The 19,347-nt window shown below is 70.8% G+C and carries 17 protein-coding genes, 4 tRNA genes and 1 pseudogene; 9 read left to right on the top strand and 13 right to left on the bottom strand.

All coding sequences use genetic code 11. The features are described from left to right. From ACFWP3_RS06360 to ACFWP3_RS06380, 5 genes are all read right to left on the bottom strand, one after another. Positions 1–2,039, bottom strand: a 2,039-nt coding sequence (locus tag ACFWP3_RS06360; protein WP_384216762.1) for a DEAD/DEAH box helicase, incomplete at its 3' end; no start/stop codon positions are given. Between the two features lie 406 nt (positions 2,040–2,445). Further along, entirely contained in the window at positions 2,446–3,018 is a 573-nt protein-coding gene (locus tag ACFWP3_RS06365) for a hypothetical protein (protein WP_384216763.1), read from the bottom strand. Between the two features lie 86 nt (positions 3,019–3,104). Further along, entirely contained in the window at positions 3,105–3,479 is a 375-nt protein-coding gene (locus ACFWP3_RS06370; RefSeq protein ID WP_384216765.1) for a fluoride efflux transporter FluC, read from the bottom strand. Then, complete coding sequence (locus ACFWP3_RS06375; RefSeq protein ID WP_384216767.1) at positions 3,476–3,991, bottom strand: CrcB family protein; 516 nt, start codon at positions 3,989–3,991, stop codon at positions 3,476–3,478. Before ACFWP3_RS06375 ends, ACFWP3_RS06370 begins: the two co-directional genes overlap by 4 nt. Then, entirely contained in the window at positions 3,988–4,338 is a 351-nt protein-coding gene (locus ACFWP3_RS06380; RefSeq protein WP_030012899.1) for a metallopeptidase family protein, read from the bottom strand. Before ACFWP3_RS06380 ends, ACFWP3_RS06375 begins: the two co-directional genes overlap by 4 nt. A gap of 126 nt (positions 4,339–4,464) precedes the next feature. Here ACFWP3_RS06380 and ACFWP3_RS06385 point away from each other — a divergent pair. From ACFWP3_RS06385 to ACFWP3_RS06395, 3 genes are all read left to right on the top strand, one after another. Beyond that, positions 4,465–4,537 (top strand) — tRNA-Glu (locus ACFWP3_RS06385). Positions 4,538–4,575: 38 nt separating this feature from the next. Continuing rightward, positions 4,576–4,649, top strand: a tRNA-Asp gene (locus ACFWP3_RS06390). A 22-nt stretch (positions 4,650–4,671) separates the two neighbouring features. Beyond that, positions 4,672–4,748 (top strand) — tRNA-Phe (locus tag ACFWP3_RS06395). 38 nt (positions 4,749–4,786) lie between these two features. On the opposite strand, the gene ACFWP3_RS06400 is transcribed toward ACFWP3_RS06395, so the two are convergent. Genes ACFWP3_RS06400 through ACFWP3_RS06410 form a run of 3 tightly spaced genes read right to left on the bottom strand, consistent with a single transcriptional unit; the run spans position 4,787 to position 6,842 of the window. Then, entirely contained in the window at positions 4,787–5,638 is an 852-nt protein-coding gene (locus ACFWP3_RS06400; RefSeq protein WP_384216769.1) for a cytochrome c biogenesis CcdA family protein, read from the bottom strand. Continuing rightward, on the bottom strand, positions 5,635–6,432 hold the full coding sequence (locus tag ACFWP3_RS06405) for a DsbA family protein (RefSeq protein ID WP_384216771.1): 798 nt from the start codon (positions 6,430–6,432) through the stop codon (positions 5,635–5,637). The genes ACFWP3_RS06400 and ACFWP3_RS06405 overlap by 4 nt, the downstream gene beginning before the upstream one ends. Before the next feature lie 53 nt (positions 6,433–6,485). Further along, complete coding sequence (locus ACFWP3_RS06410) at positions 6,486–6,842, bottom strand: hypothetical protein (RefSeq protein WP_384216773.1); 357 nt, start codon at positions 6,840–6,842, stop codon at positions 6,486–6,488. Positions 6,843–6,953: 111 nt separating this feature from the next. On the opposite strand from ACFWP3_RS06410, the gene hrpA reads away from it, so the two are divergent. After that, positions 6,954–10,889, top strand: a complete 3,936-nt coding sequence (gene hrpA / locus ACFWP3_RS06415) for an ATP-dependent RNA helicase HrpA (protein ID WP_384216775.1) — start codon at positions 6,954–6,956, stop codon at positions 10,887–10,889. A 69-nt stretch (positions 10,890–10,958) separates the two neighbouring features. Next, positions 10,959–11,032 (top strand) — tRNA-Asp (locus ACFWP3_RS06420). A gap of 722 nt (positions 11,033–11,754) precedes the next feature. Here ACFWP3_RS06420 and bldC read toward each other — a convergent pair. Beyond that, entirely contained in the window at positions 11,755–11,961 is a 207-nt protein-coding gene (gene bldC / locus ACFWP3_RS06425; RefSeq protein WP_003949541.1) for a developmental transcriptional regulator BldC, read from the bottom strand. A 567-nt stretch (positions 11,962–12,528) separates the two neighbouring features. After that, positions 12,529–13,383 carry a hypothetical protein gene (locus ACFWP3_RS06430; protein ID WP_384216777.1) on the bottom strand — a complete coding sequence of 285 codons (855 nt, stop codon included), beginning with the start codon at positions 13,381–13,383 and terminating at the stop codon, positions 12,529–12,531. Positions 13,384–13,568: 185 nt separating this feature from the next. Here ACFWP3_RS06430 and ACFWP3_RS06435 point away from each other — a divergent pair, with 185 nt between their 5' ends. Further along, entirely contained in the window at positions 13,569–14,657 is a 1,089-nt protein-coding gene (locus ACFWP3_RS06435; RefSeq protein ID WP_384216779.1) for a Leu/Phe/Val dehydrogenase, read from the top strand. Between the two features lie 296 nt (positions 14,658–14,953). Continuing rightward, positions 14,954–15,214 (top strand): DUF3073 domain-containing protein, encoded by a 261-nt coding sequence (locus ACFWP3_RS06440; RefSeq protein ID WP_069921195.1) that lies wholly within the window; start codon positions 14,954–14,956, stop codon positions 15,212–15,214. Positions 15,215–15,298: 84 nt separating this feature from the next. Here the strand turns inward: ACFWP3_RS06440 and purM are convergent, their stop codons facing one another. Next, positions 15,299–16,369, bottom strand: coding sequence for a phosphoribosylformylglycinamidine cyclo-ligase (gene purM, locus ACFWP3_RS06445; RefSeq protein ID WP_384216781.1), 1,071 nt, complete (start codon positions 16,367–16,369; stop codon positions 15,299–15,301). A 94-nt stretch (positions 16,370–16,463) separates the two neighbouring features. Then, the gene (gene purF, locus ACFWP3_RS06450; protein ID WP_384216783.1) at positions 16,464–17,981 is read right to left on the bottom strand and encodes an amidophosphoribosyltransferase; all 1,518 of its coding nucleotides are present in this window, start codon (positions 17,979–17,981) and stop codon (positions 16,464–16,466) included. 147 nt (positions 17,982–18,128) lie between these two features. Between purF and ACFWP3_RS06455 the strand changes: the two genes are divergently transcribed. Both ACFWP3_RS06455 and ACFWP3_RS06460 read left to right on the top strand, forming a co-directional pair. Then, the gene (locus ACFWP3_RS06455) at positions 18,129–18,224 is read left to right on the top strand and encodes a putative leader peptide (RefSeq protein ID WP_324617183.1); all 96 of its coding nucleotides are present in this window, start codon (positions 18,129–18,131) and stop codon (positions 18,222–18,224) included. A gap of 12 nt (positions 18,225–18,236) precedes the next feature. Further along, a pseudogene (locus ACFWP3_RS06460) lies at positions 18,237–18,446 on the top strand (twin-arginine translocation pathway signal protein); the annotation flags it as partial. 97 nt (positions 18,447–18,543) lie between these two features. On the opposite strand, the gene ACFWP3_RS06465 reads toward ACFWP3_RS06460, so the two are convergent. Beyond that, positions 18,544–19,338: an META domain-containing protein gene (locus ACFWP3_RS06465; RefSeq protein ID WP_384216785.1), complete on the bottom strand. Its 795-nt coding sequence runs from the start codon at positions 19,336–19,338 to the stop codon at positions 18,544–18,546. Positions 19,339–19,347: the final 9 nt, after the last annotated feature.

Consider the following 19,347-nt stretch of genomic DNA (forward strand, 5'->3'; position numbering starts at 1 on the left):
AAGCCGCCACGGTCGCCACCACGGTCATCGCGGTTGAAGCCACCCGAGGGACGGTCGTCACGACGGAAGCCACCACCGGACGGACGGTCGCCGCCGGAGCGGAAGCCGCCGGAGGGACGGTCGTCACGGCGGAAGCCGCCACGGTCGCCACCACGGTCATCGCGGTTGAAGCCACCCGAGGGACGGTCGTCACGACGGAAGCCACCACCGGACGGACGGTCGCCACCCGAGCGGAAGCCGCCCGACGGACGGTCGTCACGGCGGAAGCCGCCACGGTCGCCGCGGTCGCCACCACGGTCGTCACGGTTGAAGCCACCGGACGGACGGCCGCCGCGGTCGCCGCGGTCGTCACGGCGGAAGCCGCCACGGTCACCACCGCGGTCACCACCGCGGTCGCCACCGCGGTTGTCGCGACGCTCGAAGTTGCCGCGGTCGTCGCGCTGGGCGCGCTGCTCCTCGCGGCGCTCCTGCGCGGCCAGTTCGGCGGCGGCAGCAGCGGCGGCGGCAGCGACCTCGGCCTCGGCGGCCTCGGCCACCTCGGCGACAGCGGCCTCCGGGTCCTCGCCACGCTCGCGCGCGGAGCGGGCGACCAGGCGGTCGGCCTCCTCGCGCAGCTCCACGGCACGGCGCGACAGGCGCTCCAGCTGCTTGGTGAGCTCGGCGACCTCGCGCTCGGCCTGCTTCGCGGCGTTGTTCGCGGAGTCGGCCTGGACCTCGGTAAGCGAACGGGCACCGGTGATCTCGGCGACCTCGGGCTCGAAGGCGCCGGCGCCCTGGACGATGTGGCGCGAGGCGTCGACGCCCGCGTCCTCCATCAGACGGAAGATCTGGCGGCGCTGGTGCGGCAGCGCCAGGGAGACCACGACACCGGACTTGCCGGCGCGGGCGGTACGGCCCGAGCGGTGCAGGTAGTCCTTGTGGTCGCCGGCCGGGTCCACGTTCAGGACCAGGTCGATGCCGTCGACGTGGATGCCGCGGGCGGCGACGTCGGTGGCGACGAGCGCGTTGACGTAGCCGTCCTTAAAGTCGGCGAGGACGCGGGTACGGGCACCCTGCGTCATGCCGCCGTGCAGCGCGTCGGCCTTCACGCCGGCCTCGACGAGCTGCTCGGCGATGCGGTCGGCGCCCAGCTGGGTGCGGACGAAGATGATGGTGCGGCCCTTGCGGGCGGCGATGGCGGCCGTGACCGGCGCCTTGTCCTTCGGCTTCACGACGAGCACGTGGTGCGTCATGGTCGTGACGTTGCCCTGCGCGCTGTCGACCTCGTGCGTGACGGGGTTGGACAGGTAGCGCTTGACCAGGGTGCCGATCTCGTTCTCCATGGTGGCGGAGAAGAGCATGCGCTGGCCGCCGCCGGGGATCTGGTCGAGCAGCTCGGTGACCTCGGGCAGGAAGCCCAGGTCGGCCATCTGGTCGGCCTCGTCGAGGACCGCGACCGAGACGTTCTCCAGGGAGCAGGCGCCGCGGTTGATGATGTCGCGCAGCCGGCCCGGGGTGGCGACGAGGACGTCGACGCCGCGCTCGAGGGCGTAGATCTGGTTGCTCATCGAGGTGCCGCCGCAGACGACCTTCATCTTCAGGCCGAGCACGTCGCCGTAGGGCTGGAGGGCGTCCGCGACCTGCATCGCGAGCTCACGGGTCGGCGTGAGGATGATCGCGCGGGGCTTCTTCTTCTCGGTGAAGCCGCCGGCCAGCGTGGCCAGGGTCGGCAGACCGAAGGAGAGGGTCTTGCCGGAGCCGGTGCGGCCGCGGCCGAGGATGTCCTTGCCGGCCAGGGCGTCCGGGATGGTCGCGGCCTGGATCGGGAAGGGGGTGGTGACACCGTTCTGCGCGAGCTTGCGCACGACGCCCTCGGGCAGACCGAGGTCCGCGAAGGTGATCGTGGGCTCGGCGTCGGCGCCGGACTCGTCGTCGCCCTCGGCGTCGACGGAGTCGATGGACTGGTCGGTCGTCACGTCGGCCTCAAGGGCCTCGATGGTCTCGTCGACCACAAGGGTCTCTACTGCGTCGACGATCTCGTTCGAGTCGTTCTCGGGCATGACGGCACGGTCAGAACTGGAAATGGACATGCGAAATGCGAAACCTTCCGGAGTCTCGGCACGCGCCCAAACTCCGTGAATCGCAAATCGACCGCCTCAATGCGGTCAGCCACGGCTAGGGAGAGTACGCGCCACACGGCGCTCTTCGGATTCGGCGCCGGGCAATGGGATCAAACGATCTATAACCATACGCACCCTCCCCCGGGTCTGGCAAGTCACTCCGGCAGGAACGGCTCTGACCTGCGGATATGACCGGAGCCCGGGGGTGGGTCGGAGCAGGGGGCGGCGGCGAGGACGGGAGGATGACGGCACGAGGACGGGGCGAGGACAGCGCGAGGACGGGACCGGGACGAGGCTTCGCGCCGGGCCCTGAACGGCCCCGGACGCCCCCGCACGGCACCCCCCGCTACGCCCCCGGCGCGGTGCTCGGCTCCGGCTGCTGGCTCGCCGGCGGCGTGGGTTCCGTCACAGGGGGCGTGGTGGCCGGCGGCTCCGGAGTCGGGCTCGGCGACTGCTGGCCGCCACCCGGGCCACCAGAACCGGAACCACCCGCTCCGCCCGAACCCCCGGACCCTCCCGAGCCGCCGGATCCGCCCGACCCTCCCGAGCCGCCCCCGGAGGGCTCCTGCGGCCCCTGCCCGCCCGCCCCGCCGCCCGGCTCCGCCGACGGCGAGGGCACGCCCGGCTGCCCGCTCGGCGCCCCCGGGCTGGGTGAGCCGCCGGTCGCACCGGACGCCTTGCCGTCCTCCTTGGGCCTGCCGTCCTGGCTCCCCGTACCGTCCTTCGTGCCGTGCCCGTTGCCGTGCACCCCGGAGCCCCGGCCGGCCGTGGACCCCCCGCCCGCCGCCGCACCGCGGCCGTCGGACGAGGCGGAGGGCCCGGGCTTCGCCGAGTCCTCGCCGACACTCATGCAGCCCGCCGTCGCCGCGACCGCGAGCGCGGTGACGGCCAGTCGGAGGGAAGCGGACAACTGGCGCACGAGGGCACCTCCGAGCCTGAGGGATGAGCGGTCCGCATGAGCGGGTCAAACAGCCCAACTCCCTTTGCCCCGTATGGGACACGCCCTCAGCCGAACAGCTGCCGCGCCACCTGCGACCCGAGGTGTACGGCGCCCAGCCCGACCAGCACCGATGCGGCGACGTTCGCCGCCGCGAGGAACTTCCAGCCGCGCTCGGCCAGTCGCAGCGTCTCGTACGAGAACGTCGAGTACGTGCTCAGCGCCCCGCACAGCCCCGTCCCCAGCAGCAGCTCCAGCCGGCTGGAGGCGGCCCCGGCCAGCAGCGCCCCGGCCAGCACCCCCAGCAGCAGGCAGGCGGCCGCGTTGACCACGAACGTGCCCCAGGGGAACGGCGAATCACGGCGCGCCTGCACCGCACGGTCCGTCAGGTACCGCAGCGGCGCCCCGACCACCGCGCCCGCCACCACCAGCAGCCAGTTCACCGCGGCTCCGCCCGGCCACGGCCCGTACGAACCGGCGCTGCCCGGCCCCGTACCGCCCGGCGCGTCACCGAGGCCGCCGCCCACACCGCGCCGAGCGCCGCGGCCACCGTGAGCCCCGCGTACGCCAGCGCGGTGCCCGCCTCCCCCTCGTCCAGGAGCCGCGAGAAGTCCAGCGCGTACGTCGAGAAGGTGGTGAAGCCGCCCAGGATCCCGACCCCGGCGAAGGGCCGGACCAGCGGATGCGGGGCCGTCCTGCCGCCCTCGCTGATCAGCACCATCAGTACGCCGATCAGCGCACTGCCGGCCGCGTTGATCACCAGGGTCGCCCACGGGAACTCCCCGGGCCCGGCCGGCCACAGCAGGCCGATCCCGTACCGCGCCGAGGCCCCGACCGCCCCGCCCGCCGCCACCGCGACGAGCACCCGGCCCTGCGGCTCGGCGGCCTGCGCGGGCACGCGCAGGTCGACGTCCGGGTCGATGGCCTCACCGCCGGGGACGGCCGGCCGGGTCATCCGTAGCCCAGCGCGTGCAGCCGCTCGTCGTCGATCCCGAAGTGGTGGGCGATCTCGTGCACCACGGTGACCTCCGTCTCGGCGACCACGCTCTCCCGGTCCTCGCACATCCGCAACGTGGGGTTCCGGTAGATCGTGATCCGGTCCGGCAGCACCCCGGCGTACCACTCGCCGCGGTCCGTCAGCGGGGTCCCCTCGTACAGGCCGAGCAGCTCGGGGTCGTCGGCGGGAGGTTCGTCCTCGACGAACACCGCCACGTTGTCCATCAGCCGCGTCAGCTCCGGCGGGATCCGGTCCAGGGCCTCTGCGACGAGCTCTTCGAACTCCTCGCGCGTCATCTCCAGCACCGGGCCATTGTCCCCCCGGCGGGGGCGCCTTCCGCTTGCCGGGAGAAACCGTTTTGGCGATAGCTCCCCGGATCCCATATGCTTCTCACGTCCCCGACGCGCTGGAAAGTGCCCGGCGGGCCTTTAGCCCTCATCGTCTAGTGGCCCAGGACGCCGCCCTTTCAAGGCGGTAGCACGGGTTCGAATCCCGTTGGGGGTACGCATTACCGTGTGCAAGACTTGTCTCGCACACTGCAAGGTCCTGTGGAGCAGTTGGTTAGCTCGCCACCCTGTCAAGGTGGAGGTCGCGGGTTCAAGTCCCGTCAGGATCGCTGAAGCCGGAAACGGTTTCGTGGCTGGGTAGCTCAGTTGGTACGAGCGATCGCCTGAAAAGCGATAGGTCGCCGGTTCGACCCCGGCCCCAGCCACCATCAAGAAGGCCCCGTCCTCTGGACGGGGCCTTCTGTGGTTACTCCGTCTCGGCCGCCTCCGCCGCCTCCGCCGTACGGGTCCTGCGGCGCCACTGCGCCAGCCCGACGGCCGCCGCCCCCGCCGCGACCAGGCAGAGCAGCGCCCAGTCCGGGACCCCGTCCGCCACCGACCGGACCCACTCCTCCACCGCGAACGAGTCGTCCACGTCCAGCAGCCCGGGCAGTGCGCTCGCCCCGTCGAAGACCAGGAACATCGCGCCCAGGGCGGTGAAGAACAGCCCGGACAGCAGCGAGGTGGTGTGCAGCTCGAAGCGGCCCGCCGTGAAGGCCCGCCCGCGCAGCCAGCGCCTGCGGCCCAGGTCGAACCGCTCCCACAGCAGGGCCAGCAGGAACAGCGGCACGGCCATCCCCAGGGCGTAGACGGCCAGCAGCAGGCCCCCGTAGACCGGGCTGCCGCTGACCGCCGCCACGGTCAGGACGCTGCCCAGGATCGGGCCCGCGCAGAAGCCGGCCAGCCCGTAGACCGCGCCGAGGGCGTACACGGACAGGGCCGTCGTCGGCCGGATCCGCCCCGACAGTTCGGAGACGCGCTTCGAGGCGAAGCCCAGTCCGAGGATCTGGGCGAGCCCGAGCGCGATGATCAGCCAGCCGCCGGCGAGGACCAGCGCGTCGCGGTTGCCGTGGAAGAACCGCCCGGCGTACGAGCCGGCCGCCCCCAGCGGTACGAGGGTGGTCGCGAGGCCAGCGTAGAAGATCCCCGTGCGGGCCAGCAGCCGGGACGTGGAGTCGATCGAGTACGCGAAGAAGGCGGGCAGCAGCAGGGCGCTGCACGGGCTGAGCAGCGCGAGGAGGCCGCCCAGCAGGGCGGCCAGGTATCCGATGTCGGTCACGGGCGGGCCGCCGCCTCGGCCTTGGCGATGGCGGCGGTGAAGGCGTCGAGGGGCTGGGCGCCCGCGATGGGCTGCCCGTTGACCAGGAACGACGGGGTGGAGGTCACGCCGATGCGGTAGCCCTCGTCCTGGTCCTTCTTCAGGGCCGCCGCGGCCTGCTCGCCGGCCATGTCCTTCTTGAAGCGCTCCAGGTCCGGGACGCCCGCCTGCTCGGCCAGCTCCATCAGGCGGGCCTCGCCGAAGCCCTTCTCCTTGGATCCGTCGGCGTACGCGGCCGCGTGGAAGGCGGCGAAACGGTCCTGTTGCCCGGCGGCCCAGGCGGCCTTGGCGGCGGCCTCGGAGTCGGCGCCGAAGATCGGGAAGTTGCGCCACTCGATGCGCAGGGTGCCGTTCTCGACGTACTTCTTCACCAGGGCGGGCTCGGTGTCCCGGGCGAACTTGCCGCAGTAGCCGCACTTGAAGTCGGAGTACTCGATCAGCACGACGGGGGCGTCGGCGCGGCCGACGGCGAGCTTGTCGCCGGAGTCGCGGCGGGCCAGCGCCTTCAGCTCGGCGGCGGGATCGGTACGGGGCGCGGCGGACGCGCCTGCGCCTGCGCCGGCGCCGGCCGCGGGCTGGTCGGTGGAGGCGGTGGAGGCCTGCCAGGAGACGAGGCCGAGGGTGAGCGCGGCGAGGGCGACCCCGGCGGCGATGTGCAGGGGCTTACCGGACGCCTTCCCGGACTTGCCGGGCTTGGCGGACGCCTTGGCGGGCTTGGCGGTGTTGTCGGGGGTGCCGGGGTGGGGAGTGGGCATGCGGGCTCCAGGGGTGCGGGTGGTGGGGTGGACCGGTGGGGTGACCGGTCCTCCTAGACCCGCATCACGGACAGCTCCACAGGGCCGGGCGCCGGCTGGTCCGGCCCGCGTACGAGGATCCGTACGGGTATCGCCCGGCAGTCCCAGGCCCGGTCCGCCGAGAGCCGCCCGGCGGCCGGGGCCTGGCCGTGCGCCGGGTCTCCGGCGCGCGGCGGAACCGCCGGCGGGCGGCCGTGGTCCCCGGTCGCGGGGGCGCAGGACGGGCCCCCGCCCGCGTACGCCGCCGCGTGGACCAGGGCGGCCGGCGGCGGGGACGAGAGCGGCTGGGCCGCGGCGGCCGGCACCGCACACCCCGCCAGCAGGGCCAGTACGGCGCCGAGCAGGCACCACACACGGCTGCGGCGGGACAAGGTGGGCTGCCTCTCACTCGTACGGCCGGGGGACTCGTCCCGAAATGGTACGGGTCCGCCCCACAAATGCGTTCGCCACCCGGCGGCCCCGGGTGAGATCCTCGACCAGGTATGTCTACTTCCTTCGCCGCCCTGCAGACGCTTCTCGGTGAGATCTCCCTCCGCGACGCGCACCGCCTAGGCCGCCGCCTCGAGGGCGCCCGCCGAATCCGCAAGCCCGAGGCCAAGCAGGCCGTGCTCGACGAGATCGCCGCGGAGGCCTCGAAGGCCGCCGAGCGACTGGCCGGCCGTGCCTCGCGGATGCCCGAGGTCACCTATCCCGAGAACCTGCCCGTCAGCCAGAAGAAGGACGAGATCGCCGAGGCGATACGCGACCACCAGGTCGTGATCGTCGCGGGCGAGACCGGCTCCGGCAAGACCACGCAGATCCCCAAGATCTGCATGGAGCTGGGCCGCGGCGTCCGGGGCATGATCGGGCACACCCAGCCCCGCCGGATCGCCGCCCGCACGGTCGCGGAGCGCATCGCCGAGGAGCTGAAGTCCGAGATCGGCCAGACGGTCGGCTGGAAGGTCCGCTTCACCGACCAGGTGGACCAGGACGCGACCTTCGTGAAGCTGATGACGGACGGCATCCTGCTCGCCGAGATCCAGACGGACCGCGAGCTCCGCGCGTACGACACGATCATCATCGACGAGGCCCACGAGCGGTCGCTCAACATCGACTTCCTGCTCGGCTACCTGGCCACGCTGCTGCCCAAGCGCCCCGACCTCAAGGTGATCATCACCTCCGCCACCATCGACCCGGAGCGGTTCTCCCGGCACTTCGGGGAAGCGCCGATCGTCGAGGTCAGCGGGCGGACGTATCCGGTGGAGGTCCGCTACCGGCCGCTGCTGGAGGAGGATTCCGAGGAGAGCGACCGGGACCAGATCACCGCGATCTGCGAGGCCGTGGACGAGCTCCAGTCCGAGGGCGCGGGCGACATCCTGGTCTTCCTCTCCGGAGAGCGCGAGATCCGCGACACCGCCGACGCCCTGAACAAACGGAACTTGCGCTTCACCGAGGTGCTCCCCCTCTACGCACGGCTCTCGCACGCCGAGCAGCACCGGGTCTTCCAACAGCACACCGGCCGCCGGATCGTCCTCGCGACGAACGTCGCCGAGACCTCCCTCACCGTCCCGGGCATCAAGTACGTGATCGACCCGGGGACCGCCCGGATCTCCCGCTACAGCCACCGCACCAAGGTCCAGCGCCTGCCCATCGAGCGGATCTCGCAGGCCAGCGCCAACCAGCGCAAGGGCCGCTGCGGCCGCACCAGCGACGGCATCTGCATCCGGCTCTACTCCGAGGACGACTTCAACGCCCGCCCGGAGTTCACGGACGCGGAGATCCTGCGCACCAACCTGGCCTCCGTCATCCTCCAGATGACCGCCGCCGGGCTCGGCGAGATCGAGAAGTTCCCCTTCATCGACCCGCCGGACCACCGCAACATCCGCGACGGCGTGCAGCTGCTCCAGGAGCTCGGGGCGCTCGACCCGGCCGAGAAGGACCCGAAGAAGCGGCTCACGCAGATGGGCCGCCAGCTCTCCCAGCTGCCCGTCGACCCGCGGCTGGCCCGCATGGTCGTGGAGGCGGACAAGAACAACTGCGTCCGCGAGGTCATGGTCATCGCGGCGGCCCTGTCGATCCAGGATCCGCGCGAGCGGCCCTCGGACAAGCAGACGCAGGCCGACCAGAACCACGCCCGGTTCAAGGACGAGACCAGCGACTTCCTCTCGTTCCTGAACATGTGGCGCTACGTGCGCGAGCAGCAGAAGGAGCGCGGCTCGTCCTCCTTCCGCCGGATGTGCAAGCAGGAGTACCTGAACTTCCTGCGGATCCGCGAGTGGCAGGACATCTACTCGCAGCTGCGCACGGTCGCCAAGACCATGGGGATCCACGTCAACGAGGCCGACGCCCCCGAGACGAGCATCCACATCTCGCTGCTGGCCGGCCTGCTCTCGCACATCGGGCTCAAGGACACCGACAAGAACGAGTACCTGGGGGCCCGCTCCGCCAAGTTCGCGATCTTCCCGGGCTCGGCGCTCTTCAAGAAGCAGCCGAAGTTCCTGATGTCGGCGGAGCTGGTGGAGACCTCGCGGCTGTGGGCCCGGGTCAACGCCAAGGTGGAGCCCGAGTGGGTCGAGCCCCTGGCCCAGCACCTGATCAAGCGCACCTACAGCGAGCCGCACTGGGAGAAGGACCAGGCGGCCGTGATGGCGTACGAGAAGGTCACGCTGTACGGCGTGCCGATCGTGGCCCAGCGGAAGATCAACTACGGGCGGATCGACCCCGAGGTCTCGCGCGAACTGTTCATCCGCAACGCCCTGGTCGAGGGCGACTGGCGCACGCACCACAAGTTCTACGCCGACAACCGCAAGCTCCTCACCGAGGTGGAGGAGCTGGAGAACCGGGCCCGGCGCCGCGACATCGTGGTGGACGACGAGACCCTCTTCGACTTCTACGACCAGAAGATCCCCGAGCACGTGGTCTCCGGGGCGCACTTCGACTCCTGGTGGAAGCACAAGAAGCGCGAGGAGCCCGAACTCCTCGACTTCGAGCGGGAGATGCTGCTGACCGAGAAGGCGGCCGGGGTCACCAAGGCCGACTACCCGGACTCCTGGCGGCAGGGGCAGCTGAAGTTCCGGGTGACCTACCAGTTCGAACCGGGCGCGGACGCGGACGGCGTGACCGTGCACATCCCGCTCCAGGTGCTGAACCAGGTCACCGACGAGGGCTTCGACTGGCAGATCCCGGGCCTGCGGGAGGAGGTCGTCACCGAGCTGATCCGCTCGCTGCCGAAGCCGATCCGCCGGCACTACGTCCCGGCGCCGAACTTCGCCGGCCGCTTCCTCGACACGGCGGTGCCCCTGCAGGAGCCGCTGCCGGTCACGCTGGCGCGCGAACTCCAGCGGATGGTCGGGGTGCCGGTCTCGGCCGAGGACTTCGACCTGACCCGGATCCCGGACCACCTGAAGATCACCTTCCGGATCGTCGACGAGCGCCGCAAGAACCTCGCCGAGGACAAGGACCTGGAGGCCCTCCGGCTGCGGCTGAAGCCGAAGGCCCGCCAGGCGCTCTCCAAGGCCGCCGCTGCCACCGCCGAGCGGGCGGGCGGGGAGTCGGTGGAGCGCACCGGGCTGACCGACTGGACAATCGGGACGCTGACCAAGGTCTTCGAGACCCGGCGGGCCGGCCAGCCGGTGAAGGCGTATCCGGCGCTGGTGGACCAGGGCTCGACCGTCTCCGTACGGCTCTTCGACACGGAGGCCGAGCAGCAGCAGGCGATGTGGCTGGGCACCCGGCGGCTGATCCTGCTGAACATCCCGGTGAACCCGGCGAAGTTCGCCTCGGATCACCTGACCAACCAGCAGAAGCTGGCCCTGTCCAGGAATCCGCACGGCTCCATCCAGGCGCTGTTCGACGACTGCGCGACCGCCGCGACCGACCGGCTGATCGCCGCCCACGGCGGCCCCGCCTGGGACGAGGCGGGCTTCCGCAAGCTCTACGAGGCCGTCCGCGCCGACCTGGTGGACACGACCGTGCGCACGGTCGAGCAGGTGCAGCAGGTGCTGGCCGCCTGGCAGGCCTGCGAACGCCGCCTGAAGGCCACCGGCAGCCTCGCGCTCGTCGCCAACCTTCAGGACGTGAAGACGCAGCTGGCGGCGCTCATGCCGGCGGGCTTCGTGACGCTCACCGGGCTGCGCAGGCTGCCGGACCTCATGCGCTACCTGGTGGCGGTGGACCGGCGGCTCCAGCAGATGCCCACGGGCGTCCAGCGCGACACCACGCGCATGGAGAAGGTGCACGAGATGCAGGACGAGTACGCCTGGCTGCTGGAGCAGTTGCCCAAGGGGCGGCCCGTGCCGGCGGCGGTCACCGACATCCGCTGGATGATCGAGGAACTGCGCGTCAGCTACTTCGCGCACGCCCTCGGAACGGCCTACCCGATCTCCGACAAGCGGATCGTGAAAGCGGTGGACGCGGCGGCCCCGCCGTCTGCCCGGTGATCGGGTTCGACTGCACCCCCTGAGCTGCGGTACAGTCTGATTCGCAGCCGCCGAGCGGCCGCAAATCAAGGACCTGTGGAGCAGTTGGTTAGCTCGCCACCCTGTCAAGGTGGAGGTCGCGGGTTCAAGTCCCGTCAGGTTCGCAGAAACGTCAGGGCCCGTATCCCCCAGGGGATACGGGCCCTGACGCGTTGGCGGGCAAATCCGCAGGGCCGCCTTGGGGACCGCCGGGACCCGCGCGGCCCCCGGGGCTCCCGGGGCTCCCGAGAGTCCCGAGAGTCCCGAGGCCGGCCGCCGGTCCGCCGACGCCCTCCGGGCCCCTCCGAGCCCTTCCCGGACCAATCCAGGCCCTTCCCGGCCCTCCGAGCCCTTCCCGGACCATCCAGGCCCTTCCCGGCCCTCCGACGCCCGTTCCGGCGCCCAGGGCGTCCCCTGACGGCCGCTGCGCCCACCCCGTCCCTTCCCGCCCCGCCCAAAGGGCCCTGGGCCCCTCCCCGCCAGAATCCCCCGTTCGCGTGATGCCCTCCGGGCCCGACTTCCCCTTACGGGGTGCATTCCCGTGAATACAAGAGTGATCATCTGTGACGGGAGTCACCGTATGAGTTTTTGGGATGTGTACGTTTATCGCACCCATACACCCCCTCGATTTAATATGTGCAATGGCACCTACCCCGCCGGCATCCGCACACCAGCCCGATACCGCCCCCACCGGGGCATAAAAAGATCGCGCTGGACCCGGCGGAGTCCAGCGCGATCGACGACTTGTGAACCTGTTGGGGCAGGCTCAGCCGTATCAAGCCATGTGGGTTTCATCGGATTGGGGGACCCGATGGAAACCCGTTAAAGCAGGGGTGCTTGCGCGACCTCAGGCCTCGCTGCGCTGCTGCGGAATTCCCGCGAGCAGTGCGCGAACCTCGGCCTCGCGGTAACGGCGGTGTCCACCCAGGGTGCGGATGGACGTGAGCTTGCCAGCCTTGGCCCAGCGGGTGACCGTCTTCGGGTCCACGCGAAACATCGTGGCAACCTCAGCCGGGGTCAGCAGCGGCTCGGCATCAGGGGTGCGAGCGGTCATGAGCGGCCTCCTCGGGAGAACCGAACCATCTCGGTTCTTTCCTCTAAATTCTGCACCTTGGCCCGCGTTGCCCGAAATGGACATACGCGGGCCGAGTCGGTTATAGGACGAACGGCTTGTCCTCGGCACTACAACTACACCATCCGTCCAGCCCCAAGGGCCAAACCGACGGAATTGCCCTCCGAGGTGTTCATCAGCGGCGGAAGCCGATGGACCGCCCCATAACGGACAGTCACCCCACTGTGACGATCAGTCACAGAGCCATCAGGAGTCGTCAGACCCCCCGTAGAGCGCAATGCCGAGCATTCCGCCCTTAGTTGGACGGAAGGAACCCTCCCCGGACTCCTTGTCCTATTTTGGCACGAGGGTAGGGGAAGGGCGCAAGGGTGTGGTTAGTGCGGTCCGTCACGCTTGGGCCAATGGCCCGTATCGGGACGTAGGTCCTGGTACAACGTCCCTAAAGCGATGATCAAGCCCCTGATCAGCCACTTATGGCCGAAAGACCGATACGCGGGGGTACGTACGGGTGCTACCGGAGCCGGATCCGGGCCCCGCCGGCCCCGGAAACTAATTCGCGAACAGTCTCTCCCGGACCGCCCTCCACCGTTCCGCGAGCTCCTCGTAGACCTCGGCCGCCCCGTCCTCGTCACCCGCCCGCAAGGCCGCGATCCCCTCCGCCAGGTCGCCCGCCGAGCGGTCCGCCGCCAGCCGGTCCGCCGGCAGCGCGTGCAGCAGCCCGCCGTAGTCCAGCTCGACCATCGACCGCGGGTGGAACTCCTCCAGCCAGCTCCCGACCTCCACCAGGCCGTCCGCGAGCATCCCGTACCCCTCCGCCGACCGCAGGGTCCGCAGGGCGCGCGCCAGCCGCCGCCGCGCCTGCACCATCGGCGTCCGGTAGCGCAGCCGCTCGCCCGGCACGTAGTCCCGCTCCTGATCCGCCACCAGCACGAACCAGCGCAGCGGGACCTGCCACACCCCCGTACGGATCCACGGGCGGGCGTCCGGGTTCCGCTCGCGCCAGCGCTCGTACTCCTCGGCCGCCCGCAGGCGCACCGTCGGCGGGAGCGCCGCGTCCAGCACCGGCAGCGGGAACCACTCGACCAGCTCCTCCAGCGCCAGCCAGCCGCGGAGCCGGGTGCGCCACGGGCAGACCAGCAGCACCCCGTCCACCTCGGCGGTGAACGCGTCCGCACTCTCGTGGGCCGGCACCCCCACCACGGGAACCCGCACCAAGTCGGTGAGCGACCGGCGCAGTTCGTCCTGGGCCGTCGGGGCCGTCCCGCGCCGGGCGTAGTCGGCCCAGTGCGCCCGCTCCGGCTCCGGGAAAGCCACCAGGGGCTCGTACACTCGCAGGTAGGAGGCGTACGGGACGGCCGGCGCCGAGCGCGCGGAGGGCAGCAGGGGATCGGGAGATTCGCTCACGCTCTCGTACTCCCCTTTTTGCGGCTCCGCTACCTCCGGCGCGCCAGTGACACGGGAGTGTTCCGATCCTCGGACAGGCGGTCCCCACGCCCCCCGGAGGTCTTACGCTGCTCCCAGCACGCCCTCCCCCACCCGCAGGGCGGGCGTCATTTCCGCGCCGCATCTCTTCCATGGGAGTCACCACCGTGACCGAAATGACCGACGGCGTCCTGCACACCCTGTTCCGTACGGAGCAGGGCGGCCACGAGCAAGTCGTGCTGTGCCAGGACCGAGCCACCGGCCTGAAGGCCGTCATCGCGATCCACTCCACCGCACTGGGCCCGGCCCTCGGCGGCACGCGCTTCCACGCCTACGCCTCGGACGAGGAGGCCGTCCTCGACGCGCTGAACCTCGCGCGCGGCATGTCGTACAAGAACGCCCTCGCCGGTCTCGACCTCGGCGGCGGCAAGGCCGTGATCATCGGCGACCCCGACGTCCTCAAGAGCGAGGAACTGCTGCTGGCCTACGGCCGGTTCGTGGAGTCCCTCGGCGGCCGCTACGTCACCGCGTGCGACGTCGGCACGTACGTCGCGGACATGGACGTCGTGGCCCGCGAGACCCGCTGGGCGACCGGCCGCTCCCCCGAGAACGGCGGCGCGGGCGACTCCTCGGTGCTCACCGCCTTCGGTGTCTTCCAGGGCATGCGCGCCAGCGCCCAGCACCTGTGGGGCGACCCGACCCTGCGCGGCCGCAAGGTCGGCGTGGCCGGCGTCGGCAAGGTCGGCCACTACCTGGTCGAGCACCTGCTGCAGGACGGCGCCGAGGTCGTGATCACGGACGTGCGCGAGGAGTCGGTGCGCCGGATCCTCGACAAGCACCCGGGCAAGGTCACCGCGGTCGCCGACACCGACGCGCTGATCCGCGTCGAGGGCCTGGACATCTACGCCCCCTGCGCGCTCGGCGGCGCGCTGGACGACGAGACCGTGCCGGCCCTCACCGCCAGGATCGTCTGCGGCGCGGCCAACAACCAGCTCGCCCACCCCGGCATCGAGAAGGACCTCCAGGACCGCGGGATCCTCTACGCCCCGGACTACGTGGTCAACGCGGGCGGCGTGATCCAGGTCGCCGACGAGCTGGTCGGCTTCGACTTCGACCGCTGCAAGACCAAGGCCGCGAAGATCTTCGACACCACCCTGGAGATCTTTGCTCGCGCGAAGGCGGACGGTATCCCGCCGGCCGCCGCGGCCGACCGGATCGCCGAGCAGCGGATGGCGGACGCCCGCTCCGCGCGCTAGGCGCCGGCCCCTTCCGGGGGCGTCCGGACGCGCCCGCCGGGGTGCGGGGAGACAGAACTCACTGCACTTCGGCGGGTCGCGGGCCAGGAAAGCGTTAAAATCGCGGTGACCAGCGAGGACGGGGCGCCTTGTTGGTACTGCACCGGGGCGCGTCATGCGGGCGGCGTACCGTATGGCCGCGGAAGCAGGTACCGTTAAACCCCTACGGACGGTCTCTCCACGGAGAGCCCGCTCCGAACCATGAACGCGTGTCAGACTCTGGGGCCGTCGAGCCCCGTCACCGAGGGGGTCGAGCCATGGGGCGCGGCCGGGCCAAGGCCAAGCAGACAAAGGTCGCCCGCCAGCTGAAGTACAACAGCGGCGGGACTGACCTCTCGCGTCTGGCCAATGAGCTGGGCGCATCGCCGACAGAGCCGCTGCAGATCAGCGAGCCGGTCGAAGTCGATGACGATCTGGACGACGACGACCCGTACGCCAAGTACGCGGATCTCTACAACAGCGATGACGACGACGAGGACGAAGAGTCCGGTCCGTCGGCACAGCGTCGCGGCGCTTGACGCTTTCTCGAGAGCGTCTGCACAACAAGGTCAAAGACTGAAACCCGGTCCAGGGCATCGCCCCGGGCCGGGTTTCAGTGCTGCTCAGCTCGCGTAGGACCCGGTCAGGGTCGAGCCCTCGGTGTGCTCGCCGCGCTCGACGATCTCACCGGCGACCCAGGAGTCGACGCCCCGGTCGGCCAGCGCGGTCAGGGCCACGTCCACCGATTCGGCGGGCACGACCGCCATCATGCCGACGCCCATGTTCAGCGTCTTCTCCAGCTCCAGCTGCTCGACCTGCCCGGCCTTGCCGACCAGGTCGAAGATCGCGCCCGGGGCCCAGGTCGACCGGTCGACCGCGGCGTGCAGGTGGTCCGGGATGACCCGGGCCAGGTTCGCGGCCAGGCCGCCGCCGGTGATGTGCGAGAAGGCGTGCACCTCGGCCGTCCGGGTGAGGGCCAGGCAGTCCAGCGAGTAGATCTTGGTGGGCTCCAGGAGCTCCTCGCCGAGGGTGCGGCCGAGCTCCTCGATCTCCTGCTCCAGGGACATCCCGGCCCGGTCGAAGAGGACGTGCCGGACCAGCGAGTACCCGTTCGAGTGAAGGCCGGACGAAGCCATCGCGATGACGGCGTCACCCGTACGGATGCGATCCGCGCCGAGCAGCCGGTCGTACTCGACGACACCCGTGCCGGCGCCCGCCACGTCGAAGTCGTCCGGGCCCAGCAGGCCCGGGTGCTCGGCGGTCTCGCCGCCGACCAGGGCGCAGCCGGCGAGGACACAGCCCTCGGCGATGCCCTTGACGATGGCTGCGACACGCTCGGGGTGCACCTTGCCGACACAGATGTAGTCGGTCATGAAGAGCGGCTCGGCGCCGCAGACGACGATGTCGTCCATGACCATCGCGACCAGGTCGTGGCCGATGGTGTCGTACACGCCGAGCTGACGGGCGATGTCGACCTTGGTGCCGACGCCGTCGGTGGCGGAGGCGAGCAGCGGACGCTCGTAGCGCTTGAGGGCGGAGGCGTCGAAGAGGCCGGCGAAACCGCCGAGGCCGCCGAGGACCTCGGGGCGCTGCGTCTTCTTCACCCACTCCTTCATCAGCTCGACGGCGCGGTCTCCCGCTTCGATGTCCACGCCTGCGGCTGCGTAGCTGGCACCGGTGGTCTTCTCTGTCATGACAGGAGAGAGCTTTCGTGTCGTTACTGCGTGTGGTGCCGGGCCCTGGGAGAAGCCTCAAAGACAGGGCCCGGCGCAGGTTGAACCAGGGGGGCTACGGGCGACGGAGCGCGTCGGCGGCGTCCGTGCCGCCCGCGAGCTCGGTCTCCAGGAGCTGCTTGCCCAGGAGCTGCGGGTCGGGCAGCTCCATCGGGTACTCGCCGTCGAAGCAGGCACGGCAGAGGTTGGGCTTCTGGATGGTCGTCGCCTCGATCATCGAGTCGAGCGAGATGTACGAGAGCGAGTCCGCGCCCAGGGACGTGGCGATCTCCTCGACCGTCATGCCGTTGGCGATCAGCTCGGCCCGGGTGGCGAAGTCGATGCCGAAGAAGCACGGCCACTTCACCGGCGGCGAGGAGATCCGGATGTGGACCTCGGCCGCGCCGGCCTCGCGGAGCATCTTGACCAGGGCGCGCTGGGTGTTGCCGCGGACGATCGAGTCGTCGACGACCACCAGGCGCTTGCCCCGGATGACTTCCTTGAGGGGGTTGAGCTTCAGGCGGATGCCGAGCTGGCGGATCGTCTGCGAGGGCTGGATGAAGGTCCGGCCGACGTAGGCGTTCTTGACCAGGCCGGAGCCGTACGGGATCCCGCTGGCCTCCGCGTACCCGACGGCGGCGGGCGTGCCCGACTCCGGGGTCGCTATGACCAGGTCGGCGTCGACCGGGGCTTCCTTGGCCAGGCGCCGGCCCATCTCGACACGCGAGAGGTAGACGTTCCGGCCGGCGATGTCGGTGTCCGGGCGCGCCAGGTAGACGTACTCGAAGACACAGCCCTTGGGCTTCGCTTCCGCGAATCGGGAGGTGCGCAGGCCGTTCTCGTCGATCGCGATGAGCTCGCCCGGCTCGACCTCGCGGACGAAGCTGGCGCCGCAGATGTCGAGGGCGGCGGTCTCGCTCGCGACCACCCAGCCGCGCTCGAGGCGGCCGAGGACCAGCGGGCGGATGCCCTGCGGGTCACGGGCGGTGTAGAGGGTTCCCTCGTCCATGAAGACGAGGGAGAAGGCGCCCTTGACCTTCGGGAGGACCTTGGTGGCCGACTCCTCGATCGTCAGGGGCTTGCCGTCCTCGTCGGTCTGCCCCGCGAGCAGGGCGGTGACCAGGTCGGTGTCGTTGGTGGCCGCCACCTGGGTGGCGCGGCCGTCCTGACGGGGAAGGTCGGCGACCATCTCGGCAAGCTCGGCGGTGTTCACCAGGTTGCCGTTGTGACCCAGGGCAATGGAGCCGTGGGCGGTCGCGCGGAAGGTCGGCTGGGCGTTCTCCCAGACGGAGGCTCCGGTGGTCGAGTAGCGGGCGTGACCGACCGCGATATGACCTTGGAGCGAGCCGAGAGAGGTTTCGTCGAAGACCTGGGAAACGAGACCCATGTCCTTGAAGACGAGGATCTGGGAACCGTTGCTCACAGCGATTCCCGCGGACTCTTGTCCGCGGTGCTGCAGCGCATACAGTCCGAAGTAGGTGAGCTTGGCGACCTCTTCACCCGGAGCCCAGACACCGAAGACGCCGCAAGCGTCCTGGGGGCCCTTTTCTCCGGGGAGCAGGTCGTGGTTGAGTCGTCCATCACCACGAGGCACACCTTGAGTGTAGGCGAGGTCGACCACTGGTCCGAATTCGGGATGCCCGGGAAATGTCACAGCACAGAGGGTGACGGGGCTGCTCCGTCTCGGTATCCGGATTCCTTTGTTGACAGCTGTATGGACATTCGTACAGGTTCTCGGCCCATGCAGCCTCTCGGTGACCGCACCGTCACCCTCGTCGAGCGCCGGCACGTGGACCTGGTCCGTGTCGCGAGCGCCATCTGTCGCTGTTCTGCGTAGTCACACGCCGCAATTCCTTTCCCTCTCGTGAGCGCCGCCGCCGCGGCCGTGGGACTGGGTGCCGCCGCCCCCGCCCAGGCCGCCGAGGCCGCGCACGAACGGGAGTTCCGCGCCGCGCGCGGACGTAAGTCCCGGCGTCCCAACATCCTGTTCGTCCTGGGCGACGACCTGGGCTGTGCGGACCTGTCCTCGTACGGATCTCCGCACATCAAGACCCCGAACCGGCAGGTCAGCCGCGTCCCGGTGTTCAGCCCGGACTGGACGGCGACGCTGCTGCCCTACCCGGTCTGAGCCCGCCGTGGCCCGCGCGACCCGCGGGTCACTCGACCGCCGTGGCGCCCTTGGCGGTGAGGCCCTTGCCGTCGGGGGCGGTCAAGGTGAGGTCCTGCCCGTGGATCTTCCAGGTGAGCGGGCCGCCGCCGAACAGCGCGGTCAGGGTCCGCTCCAGCTCGCCGGCCGGGCCCTCGCAGGCCATCCGGGTCGTGGTGAGCGGCCCGAAGGTGACCGAGGAGCCGTCGACGGTGGCCTTGGCGTTGAACCGGTTGCAGCCCAGGCTGCCGCTCGCCGCGCCGTCGGTGGTCAGGGTGAACCGGGCCTTGCCGGCCGCGTCGGCGGGTACGGCGGACACGGTCCCGCCGTCGACCAGCGCGTCGACCTGCCACTCGGTCGAGGCGAGCGGGGCGTCCGGGGCCGGGGGCTGGGAGGTCAGGGCGATCGTGCTTCCGTCGGAGGTCTTCAGGGTGAGCCGGTCGGGGCCCCGGTCGATGGTGAGGCGGCCCTTGAAGAGCTTGGCGAACGCGTTCTCGAACTCCTGGTCCTCGCAGGCCATGGTGGTGGTCACGCCGGGGGTCACGGTGACGGCGGAGGCGCCTTCGAAGACGGCCTTCGCCAGGAGGCCGTTGCAGCCGTAGCTGCCCCTGGCCTCGTCCGCCGTGAACTCGACGCGGGCGGCCGCCGGCCCGTGCAGGGTGCGGCCGCCGGTGGTGAGGGACTCGACGGCCCAGGAGCCCTGGGGGTCGGGGAGGGGCCTGCTCGCGCCGTCCCCGGACTGCGCGCACGCGGACAGCGCGAGGACGAGGGCCAGGCCGGTCGGAAGGTGCCTGAGGGTACGCATGACGATGGG

The sequence above is a fragment of the Streptomyces sp. NPDC058525 genome (assembly GCF_042719495.1).
In the GTDB taxonomy this organism is placed as follows: domain Bacteria; phylum Actinomycetota; class Actinomycetes; order Streptomycetales; family Streptomycetaceae; genus Streptomyces.